This window comes from Halomonas ventosae (assembly GCF_004361885.1).
Lineage (GTDB): Bacteria > Pseudomonadota > Gammaproteobacteria > Pseudomonadales > Halomonadaceae > Halomonas > Halomonas ventosae_C.
On record NZ_SNWH01000002.1, the window covers coordinates 205,072 to 228,326 of the forward strand.

23 protein-coding genes and 1 other RNA gene are annotated in these 23,255 nt (G+C 64.3%); 10 read left to right on the forward strand and 14 right to left on the reverse strand.

The features are described from left to right. Positions 1 to 15: 15 nt before the first annotated feature. Positions 16 to 1,071 (reverse strand): C45 family autoproteolytic acyltransferase/hydolase, encoded by a 1,056-nt coding sequence (locus DFO68_RS02815; RefSeq protein ID WP_133481826.1) that lies wholly within the window; start codon positions 1,069 to 1,071, stop codon positions 16 to 18. Between the two features lie 257 nt (positions 1,072 to 1,328). Here DFO68_RS02815 and DFO68_RS02820 point away from each other — a divergent pair, with 257 nt between their 5' ends. Further along, positions 1,329 to 2,537 carry an ABC transporter substrate-binding protein gene (locus tag DFO68_RS02820; protein WP_373190811.1) on the forward strand — a complete coding sequence of 403 codons (1,209 nt, stop codon included), beginning with the start codon at positions 1,329 to 1,331 and terminating at the stop codon, positions 2,535 to 2,537. A 104-nt stretch (positions 2,538 to 2,641) separates the two neighbouring features. On the opposite strand, the gene DFO68_RS02825 is transcribed toward DFO68_RS02820, so the two are convergent. The 10 genes from DFO68_RS02825 to smpB form a co-directional block, all read right to left on the reverse strand. Then, positions 2,642 to 3,940 carry a branched-chain amino acid ABC transporter permease gene (locus tag DFO68_RS02825; RefSeq protein WP_133481828.1) on the reverse strand — a complete coding sequence of 433 codons (1,299 nt, stop codon included), beginning with the start codon at positions 3,938 to 3,940 and terminating at the stop codon, positions 2,642 to 2,644. Then, on the reverse strand, positions 3,940 to 4,944 hold the full coding sequence (locus tag DFO68_RS02830) for a branched-chain amino acid ABC transporter permease (protein ID WP_133481830.1): 1,005 nt from the start codon (positions 4,942 to 4,944) through the stop codon (positions 3,940 to 3,942). The genes DFO68_RS02825 and DFO68_RS02830 overlap by 1 nt, the downstream gene beginning before the upstream one ends. Before the next feature lie 30 nt (positions 4,945 to 4,974). Continuing rightward, positions 4,975 to 5,679, reverse strand: coding sequence for an ABC transporter ATP-binding protein (locus tag DFO68_RS02835; protein WP_133481832.1), 705 nt, complete (start codon positions 5,677 to 5,679; stop codon positions 4,975 to 4,977). A gap of 82 nt (positions 5,680 to 5,761) precedes the next feature. Next, positions 5,762 to 6,529: an ABC transporter ATP-binding protein gene (locus tag DFO68_RS02840; RefSeq protein WP_133481834.1), complete on the reverse strand. Its 768-nt coding sequence runs from the start codon at positions 6,527 to 6,529 to the stop codon at positions 5,762 to 5,764. 229 nt (positions 6,530 to 6,758) lie between these two features. Then, a complete protein-coding gene (locus tag DFO68_RS02845; protein ID WP_133481836.1) occupies positions 6,759 to 7,079 on the reverse strand; it encodes a hypothetical protein in 321 nt (106 codons plus the stop codon). 128 nt (positions 7,080 to 7,207) lie between these two features. Continuing rightward, positions 7,208 to 9,058: a translational GTPase TypA gene (gene typA / locus DFO68_RS02850; RefSeq protein WP_133481838.1), complete on the reverse strand. Its 1,851-nt coding sequence runs from the start codon at positions 9,056 to 9,058 to the stop codon at positions 7,208 to 7,210. A gap of 735 nt (positions 9,059 to 9,793) precedes the next feature. After that, positions 9,794 to 10,141, reverse strand: coding sequence for a helix-turn-helix transcriptional regulator (locus DFO68_RS02855; protein WP_133481840.1), 348 nt, complete (start codon positions 10,139 to 10,141; stop codon positions 9,794 to 9,796). Then, positions 10,125 to 10,379, reverse strand: coding sequence for a type II toxin-antitoxin system RelE family toxin (locus tag DFO68_RS02860; RefSeq protein WP_133481842.1), 255 nt, complete (start codon positions 10,377 to 10,379; stop codon positions 10,125 to 10,127). Before DFO68_RS02860 ends, DFO68_RS02855 begins: the two co-directional genes overlap by 17 nt. 319 nt (positions 10,380 to 10,698) lie before the next feature. Further along, positions 10,699 to 11,078, reverse strand: a transfer-messenger RNA (tmRNA) gene (ssrA, locus tag DFO68_RS02865). 40 nt (positions 11,079 to 11,118) lie between these two features. Then, positions 11,119 to 11,610 carry an SsrA-binding protein SmpB gene (gene smpB / locus DFO68_RS02870; protein WP_133481844.1) on the reverse strand — a complete coding sequence of 164 codons (492 nt, stop codon included), beginning with the start codon at positions 11,608 to 11,610 and terminating at the stop codon, positions 11,119 to 11,121. 127 nt (positions 11,611 to 11,737) lie between these two features. Here smpB and DFO68_RS02875 point away from each other — a divergent pair, with 127 nt between their 5' ends. Together DFO68_RS02875 and DFO68_RS02880 are read left to right on the forward strand one after the other, a co-directional pair. After that, positions 11,738 to 12,169, forward strand: a complete 432-nt coding sequence (locus DFO68_RS02875) for a type II toxin-antitoxin system RatA family toxin (protein ID WP_133481846.1) — start codon at positions 11,738 to 11,740, stop codon at positions 12,167 to 12,169. Beyond that, positions 12,162 to 12,476 (forward strand): RnfH family protein, encoded by a 315-nt coding sequence (locus DFO68_RS02880; RefSeq protein ID WP_243726397.1) that lies wholly within the window; start codon positions 12,162 to 12,164, stop codon positions 12,474 to 12,476. The genes DFO68_RS02875 and DFO68_RS02880 overlap by 8 nt, the downstream gene beginning before the upstream one ends. A 17-nt stretch (positions 12,477 to 12,493) precedes the next feature. On the opposite strand, the gene DFO68_RS02885 is transcribed toward DFO68_RS02880, so the two are convergent. Next, positions 12,494 to 12,928, reverse strand: a complete 435-nt coding sequence (locus DFO68_RS02885) for an outer membrane protein assembly factor BamE (protein ID WP_133481848.1) — start codon at positions 12,926 to 12,928, stop codon at positions 12,494 to 12,496. 72 nt (positions 12,929 to 13,000) lie between these two features. Between DFO68_RS02885 and fur the strand changes: the two genes are divergently transcribed. After that, entirely contained in the window at positions 13,001 to 13,456 is a 456-nt protein-coding gene (fur, locus tag DFO68_RS02890) for a ferric iron uptake transcriptional regulator (protein ID WP_133481850.1), read from the forward strand. Between the two features lie 100 nt (positions 13,457 to 13,556). Here the strand turns inward: fur and recN are convergent, their stop codons facing one another. Then, the gene (recN, locus tag DFO68_RS02895) at positions 13,557 to 15,230 is read right to left on the reverse strand and encodes a DNA repair protein RecN (RefSeq protein WP_133481852.1); all 1,674 of its coding nucleotides are present in this window, start codon (positions 15,228 to 15,230) and stop codon (positions 13,557 to 13,559) included. A 250-nt stretch (positions 15,231 to 15,480) separates the two neighbouring features. On the opposite strand from recN, the gene grpE reads away from it, so the two are divergent. The 3 genes from grpE (at position 15,481) to dnaJ (ending at position 19,421) form a co-directional block, all read left to right on the forward strand. Then, the gene (gene grpE / locus DFO68_RS02900; protein WP_133481854.1) at positions 15,481 to 16,122 is read left to right on the forward strand and encodes a nucleotide exchange factor GrpE; all 642 of its coding nucleotides are present in this window, start codon (positions 15,481 to 15,483) and stop codon (positions 16,120 to 16,122) included. Between the two features lie 120 nt (positions 16,123 to 16,242). After that, entirely contained in the window at positions 16,243 to 18,171 is a 1,929-nt protein-coding gene (gene dnaK, locus DFO68_RS02905) for a molecular chaperone DnaK (RefSeq protein ID WP_133481855.1), read from the forward strand. Between the two features lie 92 nt (positions 18,172 to 18,263). Then, positions 18,264 to 19,421 (forward strand): molecular chaperone DnaJ, encoded by a 1,158-nt coding sequence (gene dnaJ / locus DFO68_RS02910; protein WP_133481857.1) that lies wholly within the window; start codon positions 18,264 to 18,266, stop codon positions 19,419 to 19,421. Between the two features lie 68 nt (positions 19,422 to 19,489). Here the strand turns inward: dnaJ and corA are convergent, their stop codons facing one another. After that, a complete protein-coding gene (gene corA / locus DFO68_RS02915; RefSeq protein WP_133481859.1) occupies positions 19,490 to 20,455 on the reverse strand; it encodes a magnesium/cobalt transporter CorA in 966 nt (321 codons plus the stop codon). 204 nt (positions 20,456 to 20,659) lie between these two features. Here corA and DFO68_RS02920 point away from each other — a divergent pair, with 204 nt between their 5' ends. The 3 genes from DFO68_RS02920 to dapB all read left to right on the forward strand — a co-directional run bounded on the left by DFO68_RS02920 (position 20,660) and on the right by dapB (position 22,891). Then, positions 20,660 to 20,938 (forward strand): DUF2218 domain-containing protein, encoded by a 279-nt coding sequence (locus DFO68_RS02920; protein ID WP_133481860.1) that lies wholly within the window; start codon positions 20,660 to 20,662, stop codon positions 20,936 to 20,938. Further along, positions 20,935 to 21,840, forward strand: coding sequence for a DMT family transporter (locus DFO68_RS02925; protein ID WP_243726398.1), 906 nt, complete (start codon positions 20,935 to 20,937; stop codon positions 21,838 to 21,840). Before DFO68_RS02920 ends, DFO68_RS02925 begins: the two co-directional genes overlap by 4 nt. A gap of 247 nt (positions 21,841 to 22,087) precedes the next feature. Continuing rightward, complete coding sequence (gene dapB / locus DFO68_RS02930) at positions 22,088 to 22,891, forward strand: 4-hydroxy-tetrahydrodipicolinate reductase (protein WP_133481862.1); 804 nt, start codon at positions 22,088 to 22,090, stop codon at positions 22,889 to 22,891. Positions 22,892 to 23,255: the final 364 nt, after the last annotated feature.

The window sequence follows — 23,255 nt, forward strand, 5'->3', positions numbered from 1 at the left end:
TGCAGAGCCGAAGGGTCATTCGGTGCCGAATTGCACGGTCAGGCTCTCGTCGCTCTCGCAGGGTTTGCCATGGCGCAGCGTCAGGCGCCGCCGGGTGAGATTCATCACCACCGAGAACAGCGTCTCCATGCGCTCCTCCGCGGGTTGGTCGGGGTTGAAATGGCGGCAGATGGAGAGCGGGGCGTGGTCATGGTCGCTCAGGATGGCGAACAGCTCGCCCTCGCCGATTTCGCCCGTGGCGGGCAGTCGTTCGCGCAGCAGGCTATCGAGCCGCGCCAGGCGCGAGCGGGAATCGGGCCGCGGGAAGTCCTCGACCTGGCGGGTCGCGGTAGGCGTATGGAAATGGTTGGTGTGGGTGACCAGGCCGCTCTGCGGGGTCAGTCGGCCCGGCTCACCGGGGTGAACCTCCAGGCCGGCCGCGGTGCCGTCGGCACTGCCGATCAGGAAGTGGGCGGGCGAGCAGACGCGATCCCGGCTGGCCACGGCCACGGCGGCGTCCATGTCGGTGCTCTCGAGGATCTTGCGCAGGGCGATGTGGATGGGTAGCCCCTCACCGCAGGTCCGCGAGCGGATAGCGTTGAGGCAGACGCCGATGCCGTGCTCGTTCATGCCGATCTTGGCCACCATGCCGGCCTCGCCGATGCTGATCAGGGTGGGGGCATCGAGGCCGCTGATCTCGAGGGCCACCACGTTGTGCAGCTGGTCGATGCGCCAGTCCCAATTCTGGGCCAGCCATTGGGTGCCGTCGCGGTTCAGGGCGAAGGCGGAGCAGCCGCCGCTGGCGTGGGTCAGCGAGATCTCGCTGCGGCAGTTGAGGGTGAGGATGTCCTCGAAGTCGAGCCCGGCACCGCGGGCGATGCCCTCCATCTCCTCGAGGATGGCCGGGAAGCCGTGCGCAATCATCGGCAGGAAGCGGCCCGCTTCCCGGCGTGCCCGGGCCCAGTCCAGGCCCGCGAAGTCCTGGAACAGCCGGTCGTAGACCTCGAGGCTGTGGGTGATCAGCCCGGCATGGGCGCGGCCGTGGGCCTCGCCGATCTCGCTGCGATTACCGGAGAGGGTCGTGATATGCATGCTCACAGCACCTCGTAGATGACGTCCTGGCCGGCGGGCTCGAAGGCAAAGGCGCTGCTGGCGGCCAGCCCCAGGGTGGCGGCAAGGACCAGGCCGGTGTGGAGCGGATGGATCATGGTGGGTCTCCAGCGTGGATGGACGCCAGTCAGTATAGGCATCATCGCGGGGAATGTTGGCGGATCGGGCTTGTGTTCTGCCAGCATGCGTTCCAGATTGTGGGGTGTGTTACCCGTGCAACCCGAGCGAGACAAACAATCATGAAAAAACACGTACTGGCGATGGCAGTCGCCGCGTCCACGGTGGCCCTTTCCGGCATGGCCCAGGCCGAAGTGAAGATCGGCTTCTTGGGGGGCTTCACCGGTCCGATCGAGACGTTGACCCCGCCGGTGTATGACGCCGCCCAGCTGGCCGTGCAGCACGTCAACGAACAGGGTGGACTCCTCGATGGCCAGATGATCGAGATGCCCACCGGCGACACCACCTGCTCAGACGCCTCGGCAGCCTCCAACGCCGCCGACCGCCTGGTCAACAGCGAACATGTCACGGCGATCATCGGGGCACTGTGTACCGGTGCGACCATCGCGGCCGCCAACAATGCGGCCATTCCCGGCGGCGTGGTGATGGTCTCGCCGGCCTCCACGGCGCCGGCGGTGAGCGATCTCGCGGACAACGATCTGGTGTTCCGCACGGTGCCCTCCGATGCCTTCCAGGGCGAGGCGCTAGCCAGGATGCTGCTGGCCAAGGGCATCGATGAGGTGGTGGTCACCTACGTCAACAACGACTATGGCCGCGGCCTGGCCGACGCCTTCGTGGCCACCTACGAGGCCGAGGGCGGCACCGTGGCCGAGAACCTGGCCCACGAGGACAACCGCGCCGATTACCGCTCCGAGCTGGGTACCCTCTCGGCGACCGGCGTGCCCGACCTGGTGGTGTTGGCCTACGGCGACACCTCCGGCCAGACGGTGGTCCGTCAGGCGTATGAGAGCGGCATGTTCACTCAGTACATCGGCGCCGATGGCATGGTGATCTCCGGGCTGCTCGACAACGTGGGCGAGGAGGTGCTCAACGACAGCTTCATCGCCACCCGACCGGGCAACCCGGACACGCCGGGAACCGAGCGTTTTGTTGAGCTGGCCGAGGCGGCAGGCATTTCCCACGAGGCGGTGTTTGCCGGACAGGGTTATGATGCCGCCTTCCTGTTGGCGCTGGCCATCGAGCAGAACGGCAGCGCCGAGCGCGAGGGTGTTGCCCCGGCGCTACGCAGCGTCTCCTCCGCCCCGGGCGAAGTGATCCTGCCCGGCGAATGGGAGAAGGCCAAGGAGCTGATCGCCGCCGGTACCGAGATCAACTACGAGGGGGCCTCCGGCAGCCACGAGTTCGACGAGAAAGGCGACGTGCCGGGGGTCGTCGAGGAGATGGCGGTCGAGGACGGTAAGTTTGTCAGCAAGGGCTTCCTGGACAAGTAAACACGAACCAGGCCCGTCAGCACAGAGGCCCCGGCGGAAAACCGCCGGGGCCTCTGTGTTTGCCGCATCGTATATGGCTTACGGTTTACGGCTTACGGCTCGTGTCACCCATGGTGCTTGACCTTCTCCGGCAGCAGCCCCTTGGGCGCATAGCGCAGCACCAGGGTGATCAGCAGGCCGATCACGAACACCCGCGCCTGAAGCGCACGGCTGTCCATGTTGGTGGGTGTCTCCCAGCCAAGGCCCTGGCCAAGCGACATCGCCATATCCATCAGGAACAGTGCCAGAGGCGCCGACATGATCCAGATGATGTAGACCGCCACCGCACCGAAGAGGGTGCCCAGGTTGTTGCCGGGTCCGCCCAGGATGACCATCACCAGCACCAGGAAGGTATGGTTGAGCGGCAGGTAGCCCTGGGGGTCGAACATGCTGTTGAAACTCGCCAGGGCCGCCCCACCGAGACCCATCAGGACGCAACCCAGCACGAAGATCTCCAGGCGCCGCTTGTTGATGTCCTTGCCCATGGCGGCGGCGGAGATCTCGTTGTCGCGGATGGCGCGGATCATGCGTCCCCAGGGGGCATGGTAGGCGCGGCTAAGCAGGAAGAAGATCACCGCGATCATCGCCGCCGTGACCGAGAGGTAAAGCGCCCGGGCCAGGGTGAAGCCGATTTCGGCCGGGCCGGGCACTGGCCAGGGCAACGGTGAGACGGTGGCGGTGCCGCGGGTCAGCCAGTCGGCGTTCTTGAGGAAGGCCTTGATGATCTCGGCGATCCCCAGGGTGGCGATGGCCAGGTAGTCGCTGCGCAGCCCGAGGCATACCTTGCCGATGAAGTAGCCGACCCCGCCGGCGAGCGCCCCGCCGACGATCCAGCCGACCCCGACCGGCAGGCCGAGGCCACCGATGAAGCCGGCGCGGGCCTCGATCTGGTCGGTCACGCCGCGGAAGGCATTGACCACCATTAGGTAGAGCACCACCCCGAGAATGATAGCGATCAGGGTGCGCAGCAGCTTCGGCACGCCGATGCGATCAAGCCGGGTGGCGCCAAACACCACCAGGATGGCAACGATGGCATAGAGCAGCACCTGGCCGAGTTCGCCGGGGAGCTCGCTTCCCCAGAAAGCCTCGTTGATCGGCATGCTAAAGAACATGGCGCAGAAGCCGCCCAGGGCCACGAAGCCCATCACCCCGGCGTTGAACTGGCCGGCATAACCCCACTGGATGGTCAGGCCCAGGGCCAGGATGGCATAGCAGGAGGCCTCCACCAGCATGCGTGTGCTGTAGGCCGCGCCCATGACGAGGTAGACGCCCAGCACGGCCGTCAGCACGGCAGCGAAGAGAACGACCTCGCGCAGCGGGAAGCGGCGCGGTGCGGCGACGGTATCGGCGCGTTTGGTGTCCATCAGATCACCTTGCCCTTGAAGATGCCGGTGGGACGCCATACCAGGATGGCGACCAGAATGAAGAAGGGCACCACGATCTTGTATTCGGTGCCGACGAAGGCCAGGTTGCCGGACTGGGTCAGCCATTCCGGCAGGCTGTCACGAAAGGGGCGCAGCAGCACGCTCCAGTTGAAGACGGCGAGGGTCTCGGCGAAGCCGACTACGAAGCCGCCGGCGACTGCGCCGTAGGGGTGACCCACGCCGCCGACGATGGTGGCGGCGAAGATCGGCAGCAGCAGGAAGAAGCTGAGGTCGGGCTTGAAGGTCACGTCCAGCGATAGCAGGGTGCCGGCGATGGCGGCAAGCCCCCCGGCGATCACCCAGGTCACGGCGACGATGGTGTTGGTGTTGATGCCCGAAGCCTGGGCCAGGTCGGGGTTGTCGGACATGGCGCGCATCGCCTTGCCCAGCCGCGAACGGCTGAGGAAGAGGTGCAGGCCGATGACCGCGACCAGGGTGATTACGAAGAGGTAGAGCTGCGGTTCGGTGACCACCACCGGCGCCCGTACTCCCTCGAAGGGCAGAGCAAGGCGGAAGATCTCCTTGCGGTCGTCGACGTAGAGGCTCTGACCGCTGGTGCCGGCGAACAGTCGGATCAGGCCCTGGAGCATCAGGGTCACCCCCAGCGAGCCGATCACCAGCACGATCGGCTTGACCCCATGGGCGCGCAGTGGCTTGTAGAAGGCCTTGTCGATGCCTACCGCCAGCAAAGCGGTGAGCGCCATGGCCAGCGGCAGCAGAACCAGCGCGGAAGGCACACCGAAGGCGTCCCCGGCACCAGGGAAGGCGGTGGTCAGCAGCAGCACCATGAAGGCGCCGAAGGTCATCATGTCACCATGCGCGAAGTGGGCGAAGCGCATGATGCTGAAGATCAGTGTCACGCCTACCGCGCCGATGGCGTAGATCGAGCCGGTCACGCTGCCGGCGATCACCACATTGTTGATGAAGAAGACGAGTTCGTTCACGGGAGGGTTCTCCAGTACAGGCTACGGGGGCTAGCCACCGAGGAAGCTCTTGGCGACTTCCGGGTCGGCGAGCAGCGCGGCACCGGTATCGGTGAAACGGTTCTGGCCGGCGGCCAGCACAAAGCCCCGGTCGGCGATGGCCAGAGCCTGCTTGGCGTTCTGCTCGACCATTAGGATGCCCACCCCGGCCGAATTGACCAGCTTCACCTGCTCGAAGATCTCGTTCATGTAAAGCGGCGAGAGGCCGGCAGTGGGCTCGTCGAGCAGCAACAGGCTGGGCTCGGCCATCAATGCCCGGCCCATGGCCACCATCTGGCGCTGGCCGCCGGAGAGTTCTCCGGCGGGCTGGTGGCGCTTGTCATGCAGCGGCGGAAAGAAGTCGTAGACCTGCTTGAGCATGCGCTTGACGTTGTCGGGCTTGAGGAAAGCCCCCATCTCCAGGTTCTCCTTCACCGTGAGACTCGGGAAGACGTTCTTCTCCTGGGGGACGAAGCCCATGCCCTTCTGCACCAGCCTGTTGGGCGGCAGGTTATGGATCGGCTCGCCACGCAGCAATATCTCGCCCTGGTTGACGTGGAGCAGGCCGAAGATGGCCTTGAGCATGGTGGACTTGCCGGCGCCGTTGGGGCCGACGATCACGCCGATCTCGTCGGCCTCGATGGCCATGTTCACCCCGTTGAGGATGTTCATGCCGCCGTAGCCGCCATGCACGTCGCGCGCGTCGAGTAATGGCATTGTCAGGCGTTCTCTGCGTTTGTTCGTGTTGTGGGGATGCGCTAGCCGGATGGCTGCCGGCGCGCGGAGGGCAGTGTTGTGGTCAGGACGCGGCACCGAAGTAGGCCTCGATGACCCGGGGGTCGTTCTGGATCTCCTCGATGCTACCCTCGACCATCACGCTGCCCTGGGCCAGCACGATCACCGGGTCGCAAAGGCGGGCGATCATGTCCATGTCGTGCTCGATGACCAGGAAGGTGTAGCCCATCTCGCGGTTGAGCCGCTCGATGTTGCTCACCAGGTCGCCGAGCAGGGTGCGGTTGACCCCGGCGGCGATCTCGTCGAGCAGCACCACACGGGCGTCGGTCATCATGGTGCGGCCGAGCTCCAGCAGCTTCTTCTGTCCGCCGGAAAGATTGCCGGCCAGTTCGTTGCGTACAGGGTGCAGGCCGATGAAGTCGATGACCTCCAGCGCCCGGCGGCGCACCTCGCTCTCCTCCAGCATTACCCGCGAGGGCTTGAACCAGGCGTTGAATAGGCTCTCACCGGCCTGGGCCGGCGGTACCATCATCAGATTCTCCAGCGCCGTCATCTGCGAGAACTCGTGAGCGATCTGGAAGGTGCGCAGCAATCCCTTGTGGAACAGTTGGTTGGCGGGTTGGTTGGTGATCTCCTCGCCATCGAGCAGGATGTGGCCGCTGTCCAGCGGTAGGGCCCCGGCGATGATGTTGAACAGCGTCGATTTACCGGCGCCGTTGGGGCCGATCAGGCCGGTGATCGAGCCCTGCTCCACCTGGATCGAACAGTCATTGATGACCTTGAGGCCGCCGAAGGCCTTGTGGACGTGCTGGACGTCGATGATGGCTGCCATGTCAGGTTCCGTCGGTTGTTGTTCTGCAACGTGTGGAGGCCGAGGCTGACGCCGGTCAACAGGAAGAGGCCCTTGGGGTCCAGACGTTGTGCGCGCTCATGGAGATCCAAAGTTGTCTTGATGGCCTTGTGAGCCTGGCTCGTGCAACTCTGCGGCACAAGCCACCTTCCTGGCTAGTGGTGCTGCGTTTAGGGGGCGTTGGCGGTAGCGGTAGCCACCCCCGCATGGATCATTCCTGCTGCTCGTCGGTTTCCTCGGGATGGCGAGGTTCCAGGGCGCGATAGGCATCGGGCAGGCGCACGATGTCGCCGAGCGAGAGGTCGCCGACACTCTGCTTGCGCCGGCCGTTGTCGTTGGCGATCAGTGCCACCACTTCGCCGATGCTGGTGTCCTCGACGCGTGCCTCGACCTTCACCCTCACGGTGAAGCCTCGGTAGCGGGCCGAGAGGATGCTGCTGGGATGGGGTATCGGGCAGTCCTCGGGATGGTCGGCATAAAAGCGCAGGACGCTCTCGGTGCCGGGGTCGTCCCATTCTACGTGCTTGTGCATCTTGATGCTCCTTGGGTAGAGGCGTTTCAGGCTCAGCATAGTCGCCCTGACCCCGGAAGACTGCATGCCGCCGTCATCAGCGCGAGAGCCCGCCAAGGCGGGCTCTGCAGACGGCCAGCCAGCCAGCGTTACTTCTTGCTGGCCCGCTTGCGTTCGTTCTCGGTGAGGTGCTTCTTGCGCAGCCGGATGTGGTGCGGGGTGACCTCGACCAGTTCATCGTCATCAAGGAACTCGATGGCCTGCTCGAGGCTGAACCGCACCGGCGGGGTCAGCACGATGTTCTCGTCGTTGCCCGAGGCGCGCATGTTGTCGAGCTTCTTGCCCTTGGTGGGGTTGACCACCATGTCGTTGGCGCGGTTGTTGATGCCGACCAGCATGCCCTCGTAGACCTCGGTGCCGTGGTCGATGATCAGCTTGCCGCGCTCCTGCAGGGCATACAGGGCATAGGCGAGCGCCTTGCCGGAGACCATCGAGACCAGCACGCCGTTGCGCCGCTCGATGGAGGCCTCGGGCTTGAGCGGCCCGTAGTGATCGAAGCGGCTGGTCAGGATGCCGGTACCCGAGGTCAGGGTCAGGAACTGGCCACGAAAGCCGATCAGCCCGCGGGCAGGAATCATGAAATCCAGGCGCACACGACCCTTGCCATCAGGGTTCATGTTGATCAGCTCGCCCTTGCGATAGCCAAGCTCCTCCATGATGGCGCCCTGGTGCTGCTCCTCGCAGTCGATGATCACTTCCTCGTAGGGCTCCTGCTTCACCCCGTCGATCTCGCGGATGATCACCTCGGGACGCCCCACGGCGAGCTCGAAGCCCTCGCGGCGCATGGTCTCGATCAGTACCGAGAGGTGCAGCTCACCGCGGCCGGAAACCTTGAACTTCTCCGGCGTCTCGCCCTGCTCGACGCGCAGGGCCACGTTGTGGATCAGCTCCTGTTCGAGGCGGTCCTTGATGTTGCGACTGGTGACGAACTTGCCGTCCTTGCCGGCGAAGGGCGAGTCGTTGACCTGGAAGCTCATCGAGACGGTGGGCTCGTCCACCGACAGCGGCGGCAGCGCCTCGACGGCGGCCGGATCGCACAGGGTATCGGAGATCGCCAGGTTGTCGATGCCGGTGATGCAGACGATGTCGCCGGCGGTCGCCTCGTCGGTCTGCACGCGCTCCAGGCCCATGTGCGTCATCACCTGGCCGATCTTGCCCTTGCGGGTGTGGCCTTCCTTGGTGATCACGGTGACCTGCTGGTTGGGCCTCACCGAGCCTCGGGTGATGCGGCCCAGGCCGATGACGCCGACATAGCTGTTGTAGTCCAGCGCCGAGATCTGCATCTGGAAGGGGCCGTCGAGCTCGACCTTGGGCGGCTCGACGATGTCGACGATGGACTGGAACATGGGGGTCATGTCCTCGGCCAGCTCATCGGGGTCCGGCCCGGCGACGCCATTGAGCGCCGAGCAGTAGATGATCGGGAAGTCGAGCTGATCGTCGCTGGCCCCGAGGTTGTCGAAGAGATCGAAGATCTGGTCGATGACCCAATCCGGGCGGGCACCGGGGCGGTCGATCTTGTTGACCACCACGATCGGCTTCAAGCCCTGATCGAAGGCCTTCTGGGTGACGAAGCGGGTCTGCGGCATGGGGCCGTCGACCGCGTCCACCAGCAGCAGCACCGAGTCGACCATCGACATGACCCGCTCGACCTCGCCGCCGAAGTCGGCGTGTCCGGGCGTGTCGACGATGTTGATGTGGTAGTACTCGCCGTCGGGGTCCTGCCAGCGGATCGCCGTGTTCTTGGCCAGGATGGTGATGCCGCGCTCCTTCTCCTGGTCATTGGAATCCATGACGCGCTCCTGCCCCTCGGCCTTGCGGTCGAGCGTGCCGGACTGGCTGAGCAGCTTGTCGACCAGGGTGGTCTTGCCGTGGTCGACGTGAGCGATGATGGCGATGTTCCTGAGAGCATCTATATTTGAAGGACTTGCGGTCGTGCTCATAGGGTGTGACTCACTGATATGTACGCACCTATGTACACGGTTTTGTTTCGTACCCTAGGCGCGGGGCAGGGATGTAGGGCGCGCATTGTACAGAATGGCGGCGCCCAGGAGTAGCGTAATCACCTTTGCCTCGGAACCATCGCCCTGCGTAGAGCGCTTGGGGGCTGTGGCGAGATTCGGACAGCATTTCCTGGAATGGGCAGCACAAACCGATGACTGACAAGCGATGATCAGCGGGCGCTTACGATTTTTGACGCTAGCTGAAGGGTAGGGCTATCGCAGTTGGATCTGACGAGGGGCGCCGGGACAGGTCGTAGAGGGGGCCTACGCCAGGGATGGCGTCGGTAGCCCCAGGGAGGGGGCCACTATAGTCTCCGAGTGCCTGTCTGGCTCTTCGTCGCTATCAATTTGCTCCTGAAGCCTGTTCAGCTCGCTTAGTATCAGCACCAGCATGTCGTCCACGCTGGTTAGTTTTCCTTCTGGCGTCAGCAACTCCAGATGCTCAGCCCATTGGCGTGGCCATGGATTGTTTGTGGCGCTCTCAAGAAGGCCACGTCTACGTGGAAGCACACTGTCAGGCGGGAAGAAGGGAGGGTCTAATTCGTTCGACATCGCGCTACTCCTCGCGCACTTCAGGTTGGGGAGGGCTGGCGGGCATGGTGGAGTTACCATGCTATGCTTTCGGGTGATCGGACCTAGCCAGCCAACAGGGGCGGCGCTTGCCGCGTCATCGGCTCAGTCGTCGTCGAGGGAGAGTTGCTGCACATGGATACCCATGGCGGTGGCCAGCTTCTTCAGCGTGCTGTGGCGGAGGTTGGCACCGGGGCGCTCCCACTGGGCGACTTGGGCCTGGGAGACCTCCAGCCGGCTGGCAAGCTCAGCCTGGGTCATGTCCAGGTACTCGCGCCAGCAACGAACCAGCGGAATCTCGTCGGACAGGTGGCGGCTGACGATCTCGTGAGGCAGTGTCAGGGCCTCGGCGTCGCCGGCTCGCTCCACCAGCTCGGTGAACTGTTCCAGGGGCACAACGGCAAAGCGGCGGCCCGCCTCCTCGCTGATACGGTAATCAATAGGTGCGCTCATCGCGTTTCTTCACCTCCTCGATGGACACCACGCGCAGCCAGGTTTCTACGTCGAATAACACGCGGTAGCGGCCCACACGGAGCCGGTAGTGGTGCTGGTGGCGCTTCAGTGGCTTGATGTCCTTGGTCGTGATGCAGCCCGGCCACTCCTCCAGCTCGCCCACGCTGGCAATGATCCGGCTGCGGTCGGGCTTGGGTATCTTGCTGGCCTGCTTGGTGGCCTTCAGCGTCCACTGCATTCACGGCGGTGGCGGACAGCTTGTTGGTCTGGCGGCTCATGGGGCACCTCGGGCTGGTGGTCGCCTCATGCCCCCGTTCGGCTGTGCCGGATGCCCCCAAGTAGGGGAAGGCTGTCTGCCAGGTGGGCGCCGGTTGGCGCGGGTTCTGGCGAAGTTGGGGGCATTAGGTAGCTGGTTTCGACGCTGTGCCCCCAGACATGCCCCCTTGGGAGGGGGCATGTCAAGGAATGCTATGAAACGTCCAGACACAAGAAAGGGGCCCGGAGGCCCCTATTCATGCGGCTTCTGAAGCGTTGTGGAACCTCCTGAAACCTTGGTTTGGTGGAGGCGGCGGGAATTGAACCCGCGTCCGCCGGCACTCACCCATTGGCTCTACATGCTTAGTTTCGTCTTTTGATTTAACGCGACTGGCTCCGACGAGCAGGATCCAGCCACGCGATTCCTCTCAGTTTTAACGACCGGCGAGAGGACACCACCGATCGCGATCCCATCAGTCGTCGCTCGTATCCCCTCCGTGATGAATGGGCACATCACTTCGGGGCCGGGCTAGAAGCTAGCGGCGTTTAAGCTGCCAGCGCGCCCTGAGCGTAGTTGTCGTCGTTTGCGACTATTCAATCGTGATGTTGGATTTACGAGATACATCACGCTCTCGGCATGCACCTCAGGGATTGTCACCGGCGTCGAAACCGTGTCGCCCCCGTAATACGCATCCTAACAGGATGTACTGGTTAGTGACACCTCAGGCCTTGGTTTGTTCCCGCATGATGCGGCCTTTCTGGCGCTGCCAGTCGCGGTCCTTCTCGGTGGCTCGCTTGTCGTGGAGCTTCTTGCCGGTCACCAGGGCCAGCTCGCACTTCACCCGGTTGTTCTTCCAATAGAGCTTGAGCGGTACGCAAGTATGGCCCTTCTCTTGGGTGCGGGAGAAGATCTTGGCGATCTCCTTGCGATGCAGCAGCAGCTTGCGGGTGCGCGTCGGATCCGCCACCTCGTGGGTACTGGCGGTGTTCAGCGGCATGATGTGGCTGCCCAGCAGCCAGGCTTCGCCGTTCTTGACCAGGATGTAGGTGTCGGTGAGCTGCGCCTTGCCAGCCCGCAGGCTCTTTACCTCCCAGCCGGCCAGCACCAGCCCGGCCTCGAAGGTCTCGTCGATGTGGTACTCGAAGCGAGCCTTCTTGTTCTGGGCGATGACATTGTTGCCAGGCCCCTTGCTCTTGCCTTTCTTATTGGCCATGAAACCTCGTGTCCTGTATCTGCCGGTGGCACTGCCCTTCGATGTGGGGGGAAGCGTGGTACCATTCAAGGACTGAAATAACCGCTCATGATACGCCCTGGGCACTGTGAAGTCAGCGGAGAGCTCAATGCCAACGGTCAATCGGTCCGCCACGGTGCGGCATACCCCCAAGGAGATGTTCGACCTGGTCAACGACTTCGAGCGGTATCCGGAGTTCCTGCCCGGGTGCCGCCGCGCCCGCCTGCTTGAGCACGACGACGCGCACCTGATCGGTGAGATGACCCTGGGACGGGCCGGCATCGAGCAGAGCTTCACCACGCGCAACGACCTGATTGAGCCCGAGCGCATCGAGATGTCGCTGGTCAGCGGCCCTTTCAAGCGACTGCGCGGTCGCTGGCTGTTTCTGCCCATAGGCGAGCACGCCTGCAAGGTGAGCCTTGAGCTGGAGTTCGAGTTTGCCAACCGTCTGATGGGCATGGCCTTCGGCAAGCTCTTCCAGCAGGTGGCCGGCCAGTTGGTGGATTCCTTCACGCGGCGGGCGGACCAGCTGTATGGCTGATAGCACAGCTACCATGCTCGAGGTCGAGGTGGCCTTTGCGCTACCTGAGCGGCAGCGCATCATGCCGCTGTCGGTACCCGCGGGTACCACGGCGCGTCAGGCGGTGGCCATGGCGAGGCTGGAGGTGGCGTTTCCCGAATACTCTCCGGTCATCTTCCGGGAGGCCGACCTGGGCATCTTCGGCAAGCGTCTGCGCGACCCGGATGCGGTGCGTCTGCGCGACGGGGATCGGGTCGAGGTCTATCGCCCGCTGCAGATCGATCCCAAGGCGGCGCGTATCGAGAGAGCGGCTGACGAAAGACGCTGACTGCGGGCCGGGACCGGCTACTCGCCGGGACGATCCGGGGTGACGTTGTCGATGGGGTCTTCCTGTATGTCCGATATGCCCTCGACACGGGATCCCACGCCCTTGTCTTTGGGTAGCTGGATGTTGCCGGCGATATTGCCCTCGTCCTCGATGCTGACCAGGCGTTCGCCCTGGAAAGTCAGCGTGACCCGGCGCTGCTTCACGCCGCCATAGGCCTTATCGAGGCGGTAGACGTAGTCCCACTCGTTGGCGTCGAAGGGTGCCTCGAGCAGCGGGCTGCCCATCAGGTCGATTACCTGGCTGCGACTCATACCCGGTCGTAGCTGCTCGACCATGGCCTCGGTCACCAGGTTACCCTGGGGCAGGTCGCGCTTGTACACGCCGATATAGCTGCAACCGCTGATCATCAGCAGGGCGACGGAAAGGGTGATGATTCTAGTCAGCTTTTGCATTTGCGCCTGTTCTTCACTATCGTGTGGTCGGTCGATCATAACCGACCCTACCCGATACTGCGAAGAGCGACCATGGCCGACCAGAACCATGAATTACGCAAGGCCGGTCTCAAGGTGACCCTGCCTCGCGTCAAGATCCTGCAGATTCTCGAGAATGCCTCCGAGCAACACCACTTGAGCGCCGAGGACGTCTACAAAACCCTGCTCGACACCGGGGAGGACGTAGGCCTGGCCACTGTCTATCGCGTGTTGACCCAGTTCGAGTCTGCTGGTCTAGTGATTCGCCACAACTTCGATGGCGGGCATGCGGTCTTCGAACTCTCCCATGAGGAGCACCACGACCATATGGTGTGCCTGGAGAGCGGCGAGATCATCGAATTCTTCGATGAGACCATCGAACGACGTCAGCAGCAGATCGCCGAGGAACACGGCTTCGATCTCATCGACCACGCGCTGGTGCTTTACGTGCGGCCACAGGGCTCGCGGACGAATCGCCAGGAAGGCCTGCAGAATCTGCAGAAGAAGTGATCCTGGCTCGCTGAGCACTGCCGCCACACACCACACGGCCCCGATCCTGAGATCGGGGCCGTGTGGTGTGTGAAGCGTTGCCTCTGGATGTGGGCTGTGCTCAGTGGTGGGCACGCTGGCTGGCGTCGAGCATCTCGCGGGCATGCGCCAGGGTGCGGTCGGAGAGGTTGACGCCCCCCAACATGCGGGCCAATTCGCCGACCCGCCCGGCCTCGTCGAGCAGCGCCATACGGGTCAGGGTGGAGGCCTCGCCGGCCTGCTTCTCGATGTGCAGGTGATGATGGGCCTGGGCGGCCACCTGTGGCAGGTGGGTCACGGTCATCACCTGGCCGTTGTGGCCCAGCCGGCGCAGCAGCTGGCCGACGATCTCGGCAGTGGCCCCGGAGACGCCCACGTCTACCTCGTCGAAGACCAGGCTGGCAATGGTCGAGTGCTGGGCCGCCACCACCTGGATCGCCAGGCTGATGCGCGAGAGCTCTCCACCGGAGGCGACCTTGGCCAGTGGCCGAGGCGGCTGCCCCGGGTTGGCGCTAATCAACATGCGGGCGCCCTCCAGCCCCTCGGCAGCCGGGATATCACGTGAAGCGAGCTCGATTTCAAAGGTCGCCTTGTCCATGGCCAGAAAGGCCAGCTGTTCCTGCACGGCCTCGCCGAATCGGCGGGCGGCCCGGTAGCGGGCTCGGGAGATCTCATTGGCCTGCTGCTGCCAGCGCTGTTTCAGTGTCTCGGCCTCGGCGGCCAGTGCTTCTAAATCGCCATCGCCGCCTTCCAGCCCCTTGAGCTCCTCGGCCAGCCTCTGGTGCAGGGCCAGAAGCTCCCCGGGCAGCACATGGTGCTTGCGGGCGATGCGATGCACCTCGCTCAGGCGCGCCTCGACCCAGGCCAGCCGTTCCGGGTCCAGCTCGACGCCGGCAGCGAAGTGGCCGAGCTCGCGGCTGGCCTCCTCGACCTGGATGCGGGCGTCGCCGAGCATGGCGAGGCTGTCGGCCAGGCTGCCACGCTCGCTGCCTGGCAGTGCCTCGAGGTGCTGGATCGCCTGGTTGAGCAGCGACAGGGCGCCGCCCTCGTCGCCGTCGCAGCATTCGGCGGCAAACTGGGCCTCGCGCAGCCGCTCCTCGGCGTGGGCCAGCTCTTCCTGTTCTTCCTCGAGTCCCTTGAGTTCATCCTTAGCCAGCGCCAGCGCCTCAAGCTCCTCGACCTGGTAGCGCAACAGTTGACGGCGGGCGCGGATCTCATCGCCGTCCTCAGCCAGGCGCTCCAGGCGGCGGCGGGTTGTCTGCCAGTCGCGGAAGGCCTGGCGCATCGCGGTCACCTGTTCGCGGTGGCCAGCAAAATCATCGAGAAGGCGCAGGTGGGTTTCCTCGTGCAGTAGCGCTTGGTGGGCGTGCTGGCTATGGATCTCGATCAGCTGCTCGCCCAAGGCACGCAGGTCGGCCACCGTGGCCGGCTGGCCGTTGATCCAAGCCTTGGAGCGCCCGGAGCGGGTAACCACCCGACGCAGCAGGCAGTCGTCCGCGGGCAACTCGCGAGCTTCGAGCCAGGCGCGGGCCGCAGGTAGCGCCTGGAGGTCGAAGCGGGCGCTCACGTCGGCGCGTTCGCGGCCGTGGCGCACGCTGGCGCTGTCGGCGCGCTCGCCCAGGCACAGCCCCAGGGCGCCCAGCAGGATGGACTTGCCTGCCCCGGTCTCGCCAGTGATGGCGGTCATGCCGCCGGAAAGCTCCAGCTCGAGGTGGTCGACGATGGCGAAGTCACGGATGGCAAGCTCTGTCAGCATGGTGTCTCCCGGGAGCTATCTGGGACGGTCGGTCTGGGGCTACTCAGGATATGGGTGCTGGTTATTCATACACGTATTGTGTGTTTATACAGTAGTCAAGGTTCGCCCACAATGCACGTTCAGCGTCGTCGCCCGATGACGCCTTGAGTTCGCCACGCGCATCCCCATATACCTCGCAGATACGTATTCAAGCCATCACTCATGCCTTGCCAGCGGCCTTGGCCGCTGATTGCCATTCAGGAGATTCATAATGGCCAAAGAGCCCCAGACGCCGCAGGAAGACGAACTCGCTCGCGAGCTCGCTCGTGAAGAGCAGGACGCCGAGCCGCAGGCCGAGCCGGTGATCGCGGAGGACGAGCGGGAGAAGGCCATCGAAGGCGCCGAACAGGCCGCCGTCGACGCCCAGGTCGCAGACAATCCCGAGGCCGAAGTGCTGGCGGCCCGGGTCGAGGAACTCGAGCAGAGCGTCGCTGAGGCCAAGGACCAGGCTCTGCGCGCCGCCGCCGAGGCGCAGAACGTGCGCCGTCGTGCTGAACACGAGGCCGAGAAGGCGCGCAAGTTCGCTCTCGAGAAATTCGTCAAGGAGTTGTTGCCAGTGGTCGACAGCCTTGAGAAAGCGCTGGACGCCATGCAGGACGGCGCCAGTGAGGCGCACCGTGAGGGCGTCTCCATGACCCTCAAGATGCAGCATGACGTTCTGGCCAAGTTCGGCGTGGAGGTGCTAGAACCCCACGGCGAACCCTTCGACCCACAGTATCACGAGGCCATGGCCATGGTGCCCAACCCTGAGATGGAGCCCAATACCGTCATGGAAGTGATGCAGAAGGGCTACCTGCTCAATGGACGCCTGGTGCGCCCGGCCATGGTGGTGGTCAGCCAGGCTGCCCACTAGGGCTGGCCACACAAAAGCGGCCCTCGGGTCTTGAAAAGGTCTCGAGGGCCCCCAGATAGACAGCAACCACGCGGTGAAAGCCGCAGACGATGAATTCAACTGCCATTTCGAGGATTTCCTATGGGACGCATCATCGGTATTGACCTGGGGACCACCAACTCCTGTGTCGCCGTGCTCGACGGTGATCAGGCCAAGGTGATCGAGAACGCCGAAGGCGCACGCACCACGCCCTCCATCATCGCCTACACCGAGGATGGCGAGATCCTGGTGGGCCAGGCGGCCAAGCGCCAGGCGGTAACCAACCCCCACAACACCCTGTACGCCATCAAACGCCTGATCGGCCGTCGCTTCAAGGACGACGTCGTCCAGAAGGACATCAAGATGGTGCCTTACACCATCACTGAGGCCGACAATGGCGACGCCTGGGTCGAGGTGAAGGGCAAGAAGCTCGCCCCGCCGCAGGTCAGCGCCGAAGTGCTCAAGAAGATGAAGAAGACCGCGGAAGACTACCTGGGTGAAGAAGTCACCGAGGCGGTCATCACCGTGCCGGCCTACTTCAATGATAGCCAGCGTCAGGCCACCAAGGATGCCGGTCGCATCGCTGGCCTCGAGGTCAAGCGCATCATCAACGAGCCGACCGCGGCGGCCCTGGCTTATGGCATGGACAAGGCGCGCGGCGACAAGACCATCGCGGTCTATGACCTGGGCGGCGGTACCTTCGATATCTCGATCATCGAGGTGGCCGATGTCGACGGCGAGACACAGTTCGAGGTGCTGGCCACCAACGGTGACACCTTCCTGGGTGGCGAGGACTTCGACCTCAAGCTGATCAACTACCTGGTCGATCAGTTCAAGGCTGACAGCGGTATCGACCTCTCCGGCGACAACCTCGCTATGCAGCGCCTCAAGGAGGCTGCCGAGAAGGCCAAGATCGAGCTTTCCAGCGCTCAGCAGACCGATGTCAACCTGCCCTACATCACGGCCGACAACACCGGTCCCAAGCACCTCAACGTCAAGGTGACCCGTGCCAAGCTCGAGTCGCTGGTCGAGGATCTGATCAAGCGCTCCATGGAGCCGTGCAAGACCGCACTCAAGGATGCCGGCATCTCGGCTTCCGAAGTGGATGACGTCATCCTGGTCGGCGGCCAGACGCGTATGCCCATGGTGCAGAAATCCGTGGCCGACTTCTTCGGCAAGGAAGCCCGCAAGGACGTCAACCCGGACGAAGCCGTGGCCGTGGGTGCTGCCATCCAGGGCGGCGTGCTGGGCGGCGACGTCAAGGACGTGCTGCTGCTCGACGTCACCCCGCTGACCCTGGGCATCGAGACCCTGGGCGGCGTGATGACCCCGCTGATCGAGAAGAACACCACCATCCCGACCAAGAAGACCCAGACCTTCTCGACCGCGGACGACAACCAGACGGCCGTGACGATCCACGTGCTGCAGGGTGAGCGCAAGCAGGCCAGTCAGAACAAGTCACTGGGCCGCTTCGACCTGGCCGATATCCCGCCGGCACCGCGCGGCGTGCCGCAGATCGAGGTTGCCTTCGACCTGGACGCCAACGGCATCCTCAACGTGTCCGCCAAGGACAAGGCCACCGGCAAGGAGCAGTCGATCGTCATCAAGGCCTCCAGCGGTCTCTCCGAGGAGGAGATCGAGCAGATGGTCCGGGATGCTGAGGCTCACGCCGACGAGGACAAGAAGTTCGAGGAGCTGGTTCAGCTGCGCAACCAGGCCGACGGCATGGTCCATGCCGCCCGGAAGACCCTCGAGGAGGCCGGCGACAAGGCCAGCGACGAGGAGAAGCAGGCCATCGAGAATGCCGCCACCGAGCTCGAAGAGGCGATCAAGGGCGACGACAAGGACGACATCCAGGCCAAGCTCGACAAGCTGACCGAGGCGTCCGGCAACCTGGCGCAGAAGATGTACGCCGAGCAGAGCGAGGCCGCCCAGGGCGGCGAGGCCGGCAGCGAGACTGGCGCCAAGCAGGAAGATGACGTGGTCGATGCCGAGTACGAAGAAGTCAACGACGACCAGAAAAAGCAGTAAACCACGACATCTGAACCACGGATGACGCCAGCGCGGGGGCCTGACTCCCGCGTTGGTGTTTCCGCAGAGTCGCTACGGAGGCGGACAGACTCATGTCCAAGCGTGACTACTACGAAGTACTGGGCGTCGAGCGCGGGGCCGATCAGAAGGACATCAAGAAGGCCTACCGACGCCTCGCCCAGAAGTTTCATCCGGATCGTAATCCGGGAGATGACAGCGCGGCGGAGAAGTTTCGCGAGGTCTCGGAGGCCTACGAGGTTCTGAGCGACAGCGAGAAGCGCGCCGCCTATGACCAGTTCGGCCATGCCGGCGTCGACGAGCAGGCCGGGGGCTTCGGCGGAGGTGGCTTCGGTGGGTCCGCAGGCGGAGCCGGCGGTTTCAGCGACATCTTCGGCGATGTGTTCGGTGACATCTTCGGCGGTGGTGGTGGACGTCGCCACCCCAATGCGCCGGCCCGTGGCTCCGACCTTCGCTACAATCTCGAGCTCGACCTCGAGGACGCCGTCGCCGGCACCAGCGTGGACATCCGCGTGCCACGCCATGTGGAGTGCGGACGCTGCGATGGCAGTGGTGCCGAGCCGGGCTCCAGCAAGGAGACCTGCCCGACCTGTAATGGCATGGGCCAGGTACGCATGCAGCAGGGCTTTTTCGCCGTGCAGCAGACCTGCCCGACCTGTCACGGCAGCGGTCAGCACATCAAGGTGCCGTGTCACAAGTGTCACGGCGAGGGCCGGGTACGCGAGACCCGCACCCTCTCGGTGAAGATCCCGGCTGGTGTGGATACCGGCGACCGCATTCGCCTCAACGGCGAGGGCGAGGCCGGCATCAACGGTGGCCCGCCCGGCGACCTCTATGTCCAGGTGGCGATCAAGCCGCACCATATCTTCGAGCGCGACGGCCGCCATCTGCAGTGTGAGGTGCCGATCAACTTCGTCGATGCCGCACTCGGCGGCGAGCTGGAAGTGCCAACCCTGGACGGCCGGGTCAAGCTGAAGATCCCGCCCGAGACCCAGACCGGCAAGGTCTTCCGTCTCAAGGGTAAAGGCATCAAGCCGGTACGGGGCGGACCGCCGGGCGACCTGCTGTGCAAGGTCGTGGTCGAGACCCCGGTCAAGCTCAATGAGGAGCAGAAGGAACTGCTGCGCAAGTTCCAGGACAGCCTGGGCGGCAGCCACGGCCATCACCACTCGCCGAAGAAGTCGAGCTTCTTCGATGGGGTGAAGAAGTTCTTCGAGGACATGAAGCCGTAGGTCGCTCAGGAATCGACGAGGCCCCGCGCTCCGAGAGGAGTCGGGGCCTCGTCGTATATGCTCGGTCGCTAGAGCCACCCGGCGCGGTGGAAGCGCCAGTAGAGCGTGCTGCAGGCGCTACCCATCACCAGCAATGCCATCGGGTAGCCTAGTCGCCAGTCGAGCTCGGGCATGTGAGTGAAGTTCATGCCCCAGATGCCGGCGAGGATGGTGGCCATCGCGAAGATGGCGGCCCAGGCCGCCAGCCGCTTATGCACCTCGCCCTCGTCAATCGCCACCATCGAGAGGTTGACCTGGATCGCGGTGATGGTCATCTCGCGGATGGTATCCACTGCCGACTCGATGCGATGCAGATGGTCATACACGTCGCGGAAGTATTCCCGGGTCTTGCGGCATAGCGCCGGCACTCGGCCACCGAACAGGTGCGCCACGGCCTCGCCCAGGGGCATGGCGGCATGCTTGAGTTTCATGGTCTGGCGCTTGAGCTGGTAGAGGCGCTCCAGGCTCCGGCGGGCCGTTCCCCTGATGAAGATCTGGTCCTCGATGCTCTCGAGCTCGGCCTGCAGGGCCTCGACCACCGGGAAGTAGCGGTCGACGATGGTGTCCATCAGCGCATAGATCACGAAGGCGGGGCCGTGTCTGAGCAGCTTCGGTTCATGCTCGCAGCGCTGACGAACCTCGCTGAAGCCTTGTCCCGGGTGCAGGCGCACCGACAACACATAGCCGGGGCCGGCGAATACCGCCACCTGGCCGGTCTCCAGTTGGTCGTCATGCATCGTGACCATGTGCATGATCACGAACAGCGCCTCGCCATACTCCTCGAGCTTGGCGCGCTGGCGCCCGTTCAGGGCATCCTCCACGGCCAACTCATGCAGGCCGAACACGTCCTGGAAGCGAGCCATCTCCTGCTCGCCGGGCTCATGCAGTGCCACCCATACGAAACGGTCAGGCTGTCCCAGGTAGTCGCTAATCTCGTCGGTCTGGATGTCGCGTAGACGCCGTCCCTTTTCGTAGGCCACGCAGTTGATGATCATGTTTTGCTTTCTCCGTCAGTGGTGGGGTCTGTGCAACAGCATAGTGTCTGGGACATAGTGCCAGGCGCATAGTGTTAGGCGGTGAGCCTTTGCTGCGCACCGGCGCAAGCCGGTATCTCGTCGAGCCACATCGCGTCGGGGGTAGCGTTCATCGGGGCATCGTCATAGTCTGGGCATTCACCCAATAGAGACGCGGAGGCTGCCATGCCGATTTCACGAGCCGAGATTCCCGCCGAGGATGCCAAGGGGCTGGTCGAGCGCCTCTGTCGGGAGTGGGCCGATGCGCGGCCGATCAACCGTGAGGAGACTCAGGCGCGGATTACCTTCGACGAGGGCCTGTGCCTGCTGCAGGCCGAGCCGGATCGGTTGATCGTGGCCGTCGAGACGCTGGATGACGAGACGCTGGACCGCTTGGAGGGTAAGGTGAATGCTGCGCTCGAGGGGCTGGCGGGCGTGACCCTGGAGATCGTCTGGGAAAATTGAGCCAGGGGCTCTCGCCCCTAAGCGCCCATCTGGGCATGCTGTTGTGGGCGGTGCTGGTGGGGCTCTCGTTTCCTGCAGTGAGAGTGATGAGCGAGCTGCCGCCATTCTCGCTCACCTCGCTGCGTTTCTTTATCGCCTGCGGCGGCCTTTGGTGGCTGGCGCGACGTTCAACGGAGCACTGTCCCTCCTGGCGGCAGCTCCCCCTCTATGGCCTGATGGGGCTCTGCCTGGCCGGCTTCTTCGCTGCCATGTTTTGGGCGGCGTACCACGCCACGGCGCTTTCCATGGCCACGCTCTTCGTCACGGTGCCGCTGCTCGCCTTCCTGCTGGGGCTGGGCTTCGGTGTCGAGCGGCTGGCTTGGCGCCTGCCGGCAATCCTGGCGCTGGGCGCCACAGGGGCGCTGGGCCTGGCGTTTGCGCAAGCCGTGGGTCAGGGCGGGCGCCTGCAGTTCGGCTTCGGCGAGGCGGTGTTCTTCCTGGGGTGTCTCTCCACGGCGCTCTACCCGGTGCTCAGCAAATGGGGGCTGGCAACCGGGCGCCTGCCGGCGTCCGCCGCGGTGCGTACCTTCTGGAGTCTGGGGCTGGGCGCCGTGCTGATCGGGCTGCTGGGGCTGGCCGTCGAGCCGGTGGGCCGCCTGGCGACCATGACCGGCCCTGACCTGTTGCTGCTGGTTTACCTGGGTCTCTTCTCCACGTCCCTCACCTTCTGGCTGCTGCAGCGTGCCACCGCTGTGCTGACGCCGGGAGCGGTTACTGCCTACAGCTACCTGGTACCCTTCGTCTCCATGCTGCTGCTGTTCGCCCGCCAGCCCGAACGGGTCGGCTGGATTTGGCTGCCGGGCAGCCTGCTGGTGATCATGGCGATCATGCTGCTGTTGCGCAACGGCCGCGCGCCTGCTTAAGGCCTGTTGTCGATTCCGCTCAACCCGACTGGCTGGGCCCGTTTTGTTGCACGGCGTTGCGTCTAGTGCGTTATTTCGACGGTGATGCGCAAGCGTGACCCAACCTCCAGCCAGTCTATGGCCTCAAGCGAGTCGAGCTCGACCATGGCGAGGAAATCGAGCACAGCGTATCGCCACGAGATGCCGCTTGAGGCTCTGATATACTCTCACCCATTCTTGAACCGCTACTGCTTCTACAGGAGTCCGCATGACCCGTATCGCCATCGTCGGGGTCGCCGGCCGCATGGGCCGCACTCTGGTCAACGCCGTGCAGCAGGATGCCGGGGCTACCCTGGCCGGCGGCATCGTCGAGCCCGGAAGTTCCCTGGTGGGCGCCGATATCGGCGAGCTGGCCGGTGTCGGCAAGCTGGGTATGGCCGCCGTGGACTCGCTCGAGGCTATCGCAGATGACGTCGATGTGCTGATCGACTTCACCAATCCCACCACCACGCTGGCCAACCTGGCGTTCTGCGCCGAGCACGGCAAGCGCATCGTCATCGGTACCACCGGCCTGAAAGACGATGAGCTTGCCGAACTCGACGGCTTTGGCGACCGGGTGCCGATGGTCTTCGCGCCGAACATGAGCGTGGGAGTGAACCTCACGCTGAAGCTGCTCGAGACGGCGGCGAAGGCGCTGGGCGACGAGGGCTACGACATCGAGGTGAGCGAGGCCCACCACCGCCACAAGGTGGATGCGCCCTCCGGGACGGCGCTGAAGATGGGCGAGGTGATCGCCGAGAGCCTGGGCCGCACCCTCAAGGAGCATGGCGTCTTCGCCCGCGAGGGCCAGTGCGGGCCGCGGACCGACAAGGAGATCGGCTTCGCTACCGTGCGTGCCGGCGATATCGTCGGTGAGCACACCGTGATGTTCGCCACCGAGGGCGAGCGCATCGAGATCACTCACAAGGCCTCGAGCCGCATGACCTTCGCCAAGGGCGCGGTGCGCGCCGCACGTTGGGTGGCCGACCAGGACAACGGCCGCTACTCGATGCAGGACGTGCTGGGCTTGTAAGGCTGTAGCGTTGCAGCAGGAGGATCGAGGGGCGCCGGGAGCAAGTCGAAGAGGAGGTCATTTGCCATGGATGGCAAATGTAGCGCCCAGGGAAGGGTTTACAGCGCCTCCTCGCAGACTTGCTCCCGGATCAGCCCCGGTGCTTAGGATGCGGCGGGGGTAGCTGTCGGGCACCATTTCCTGTAATATCCCCAGGATTTTGGCCGGGCGCGCGGGCAGACAGCCCTCTAGAGCGCTTGTTGCTTCGGCCCCCAGTGTGCTGATGTTCTAAGCGAATCAGTTCCGAGCGAATGACAACAAGCGGGATGAAACCGGTCTTACAGCGGGTTTCGTCCCGCTTTTTTGCGGGGCGGCCATCCGCGGG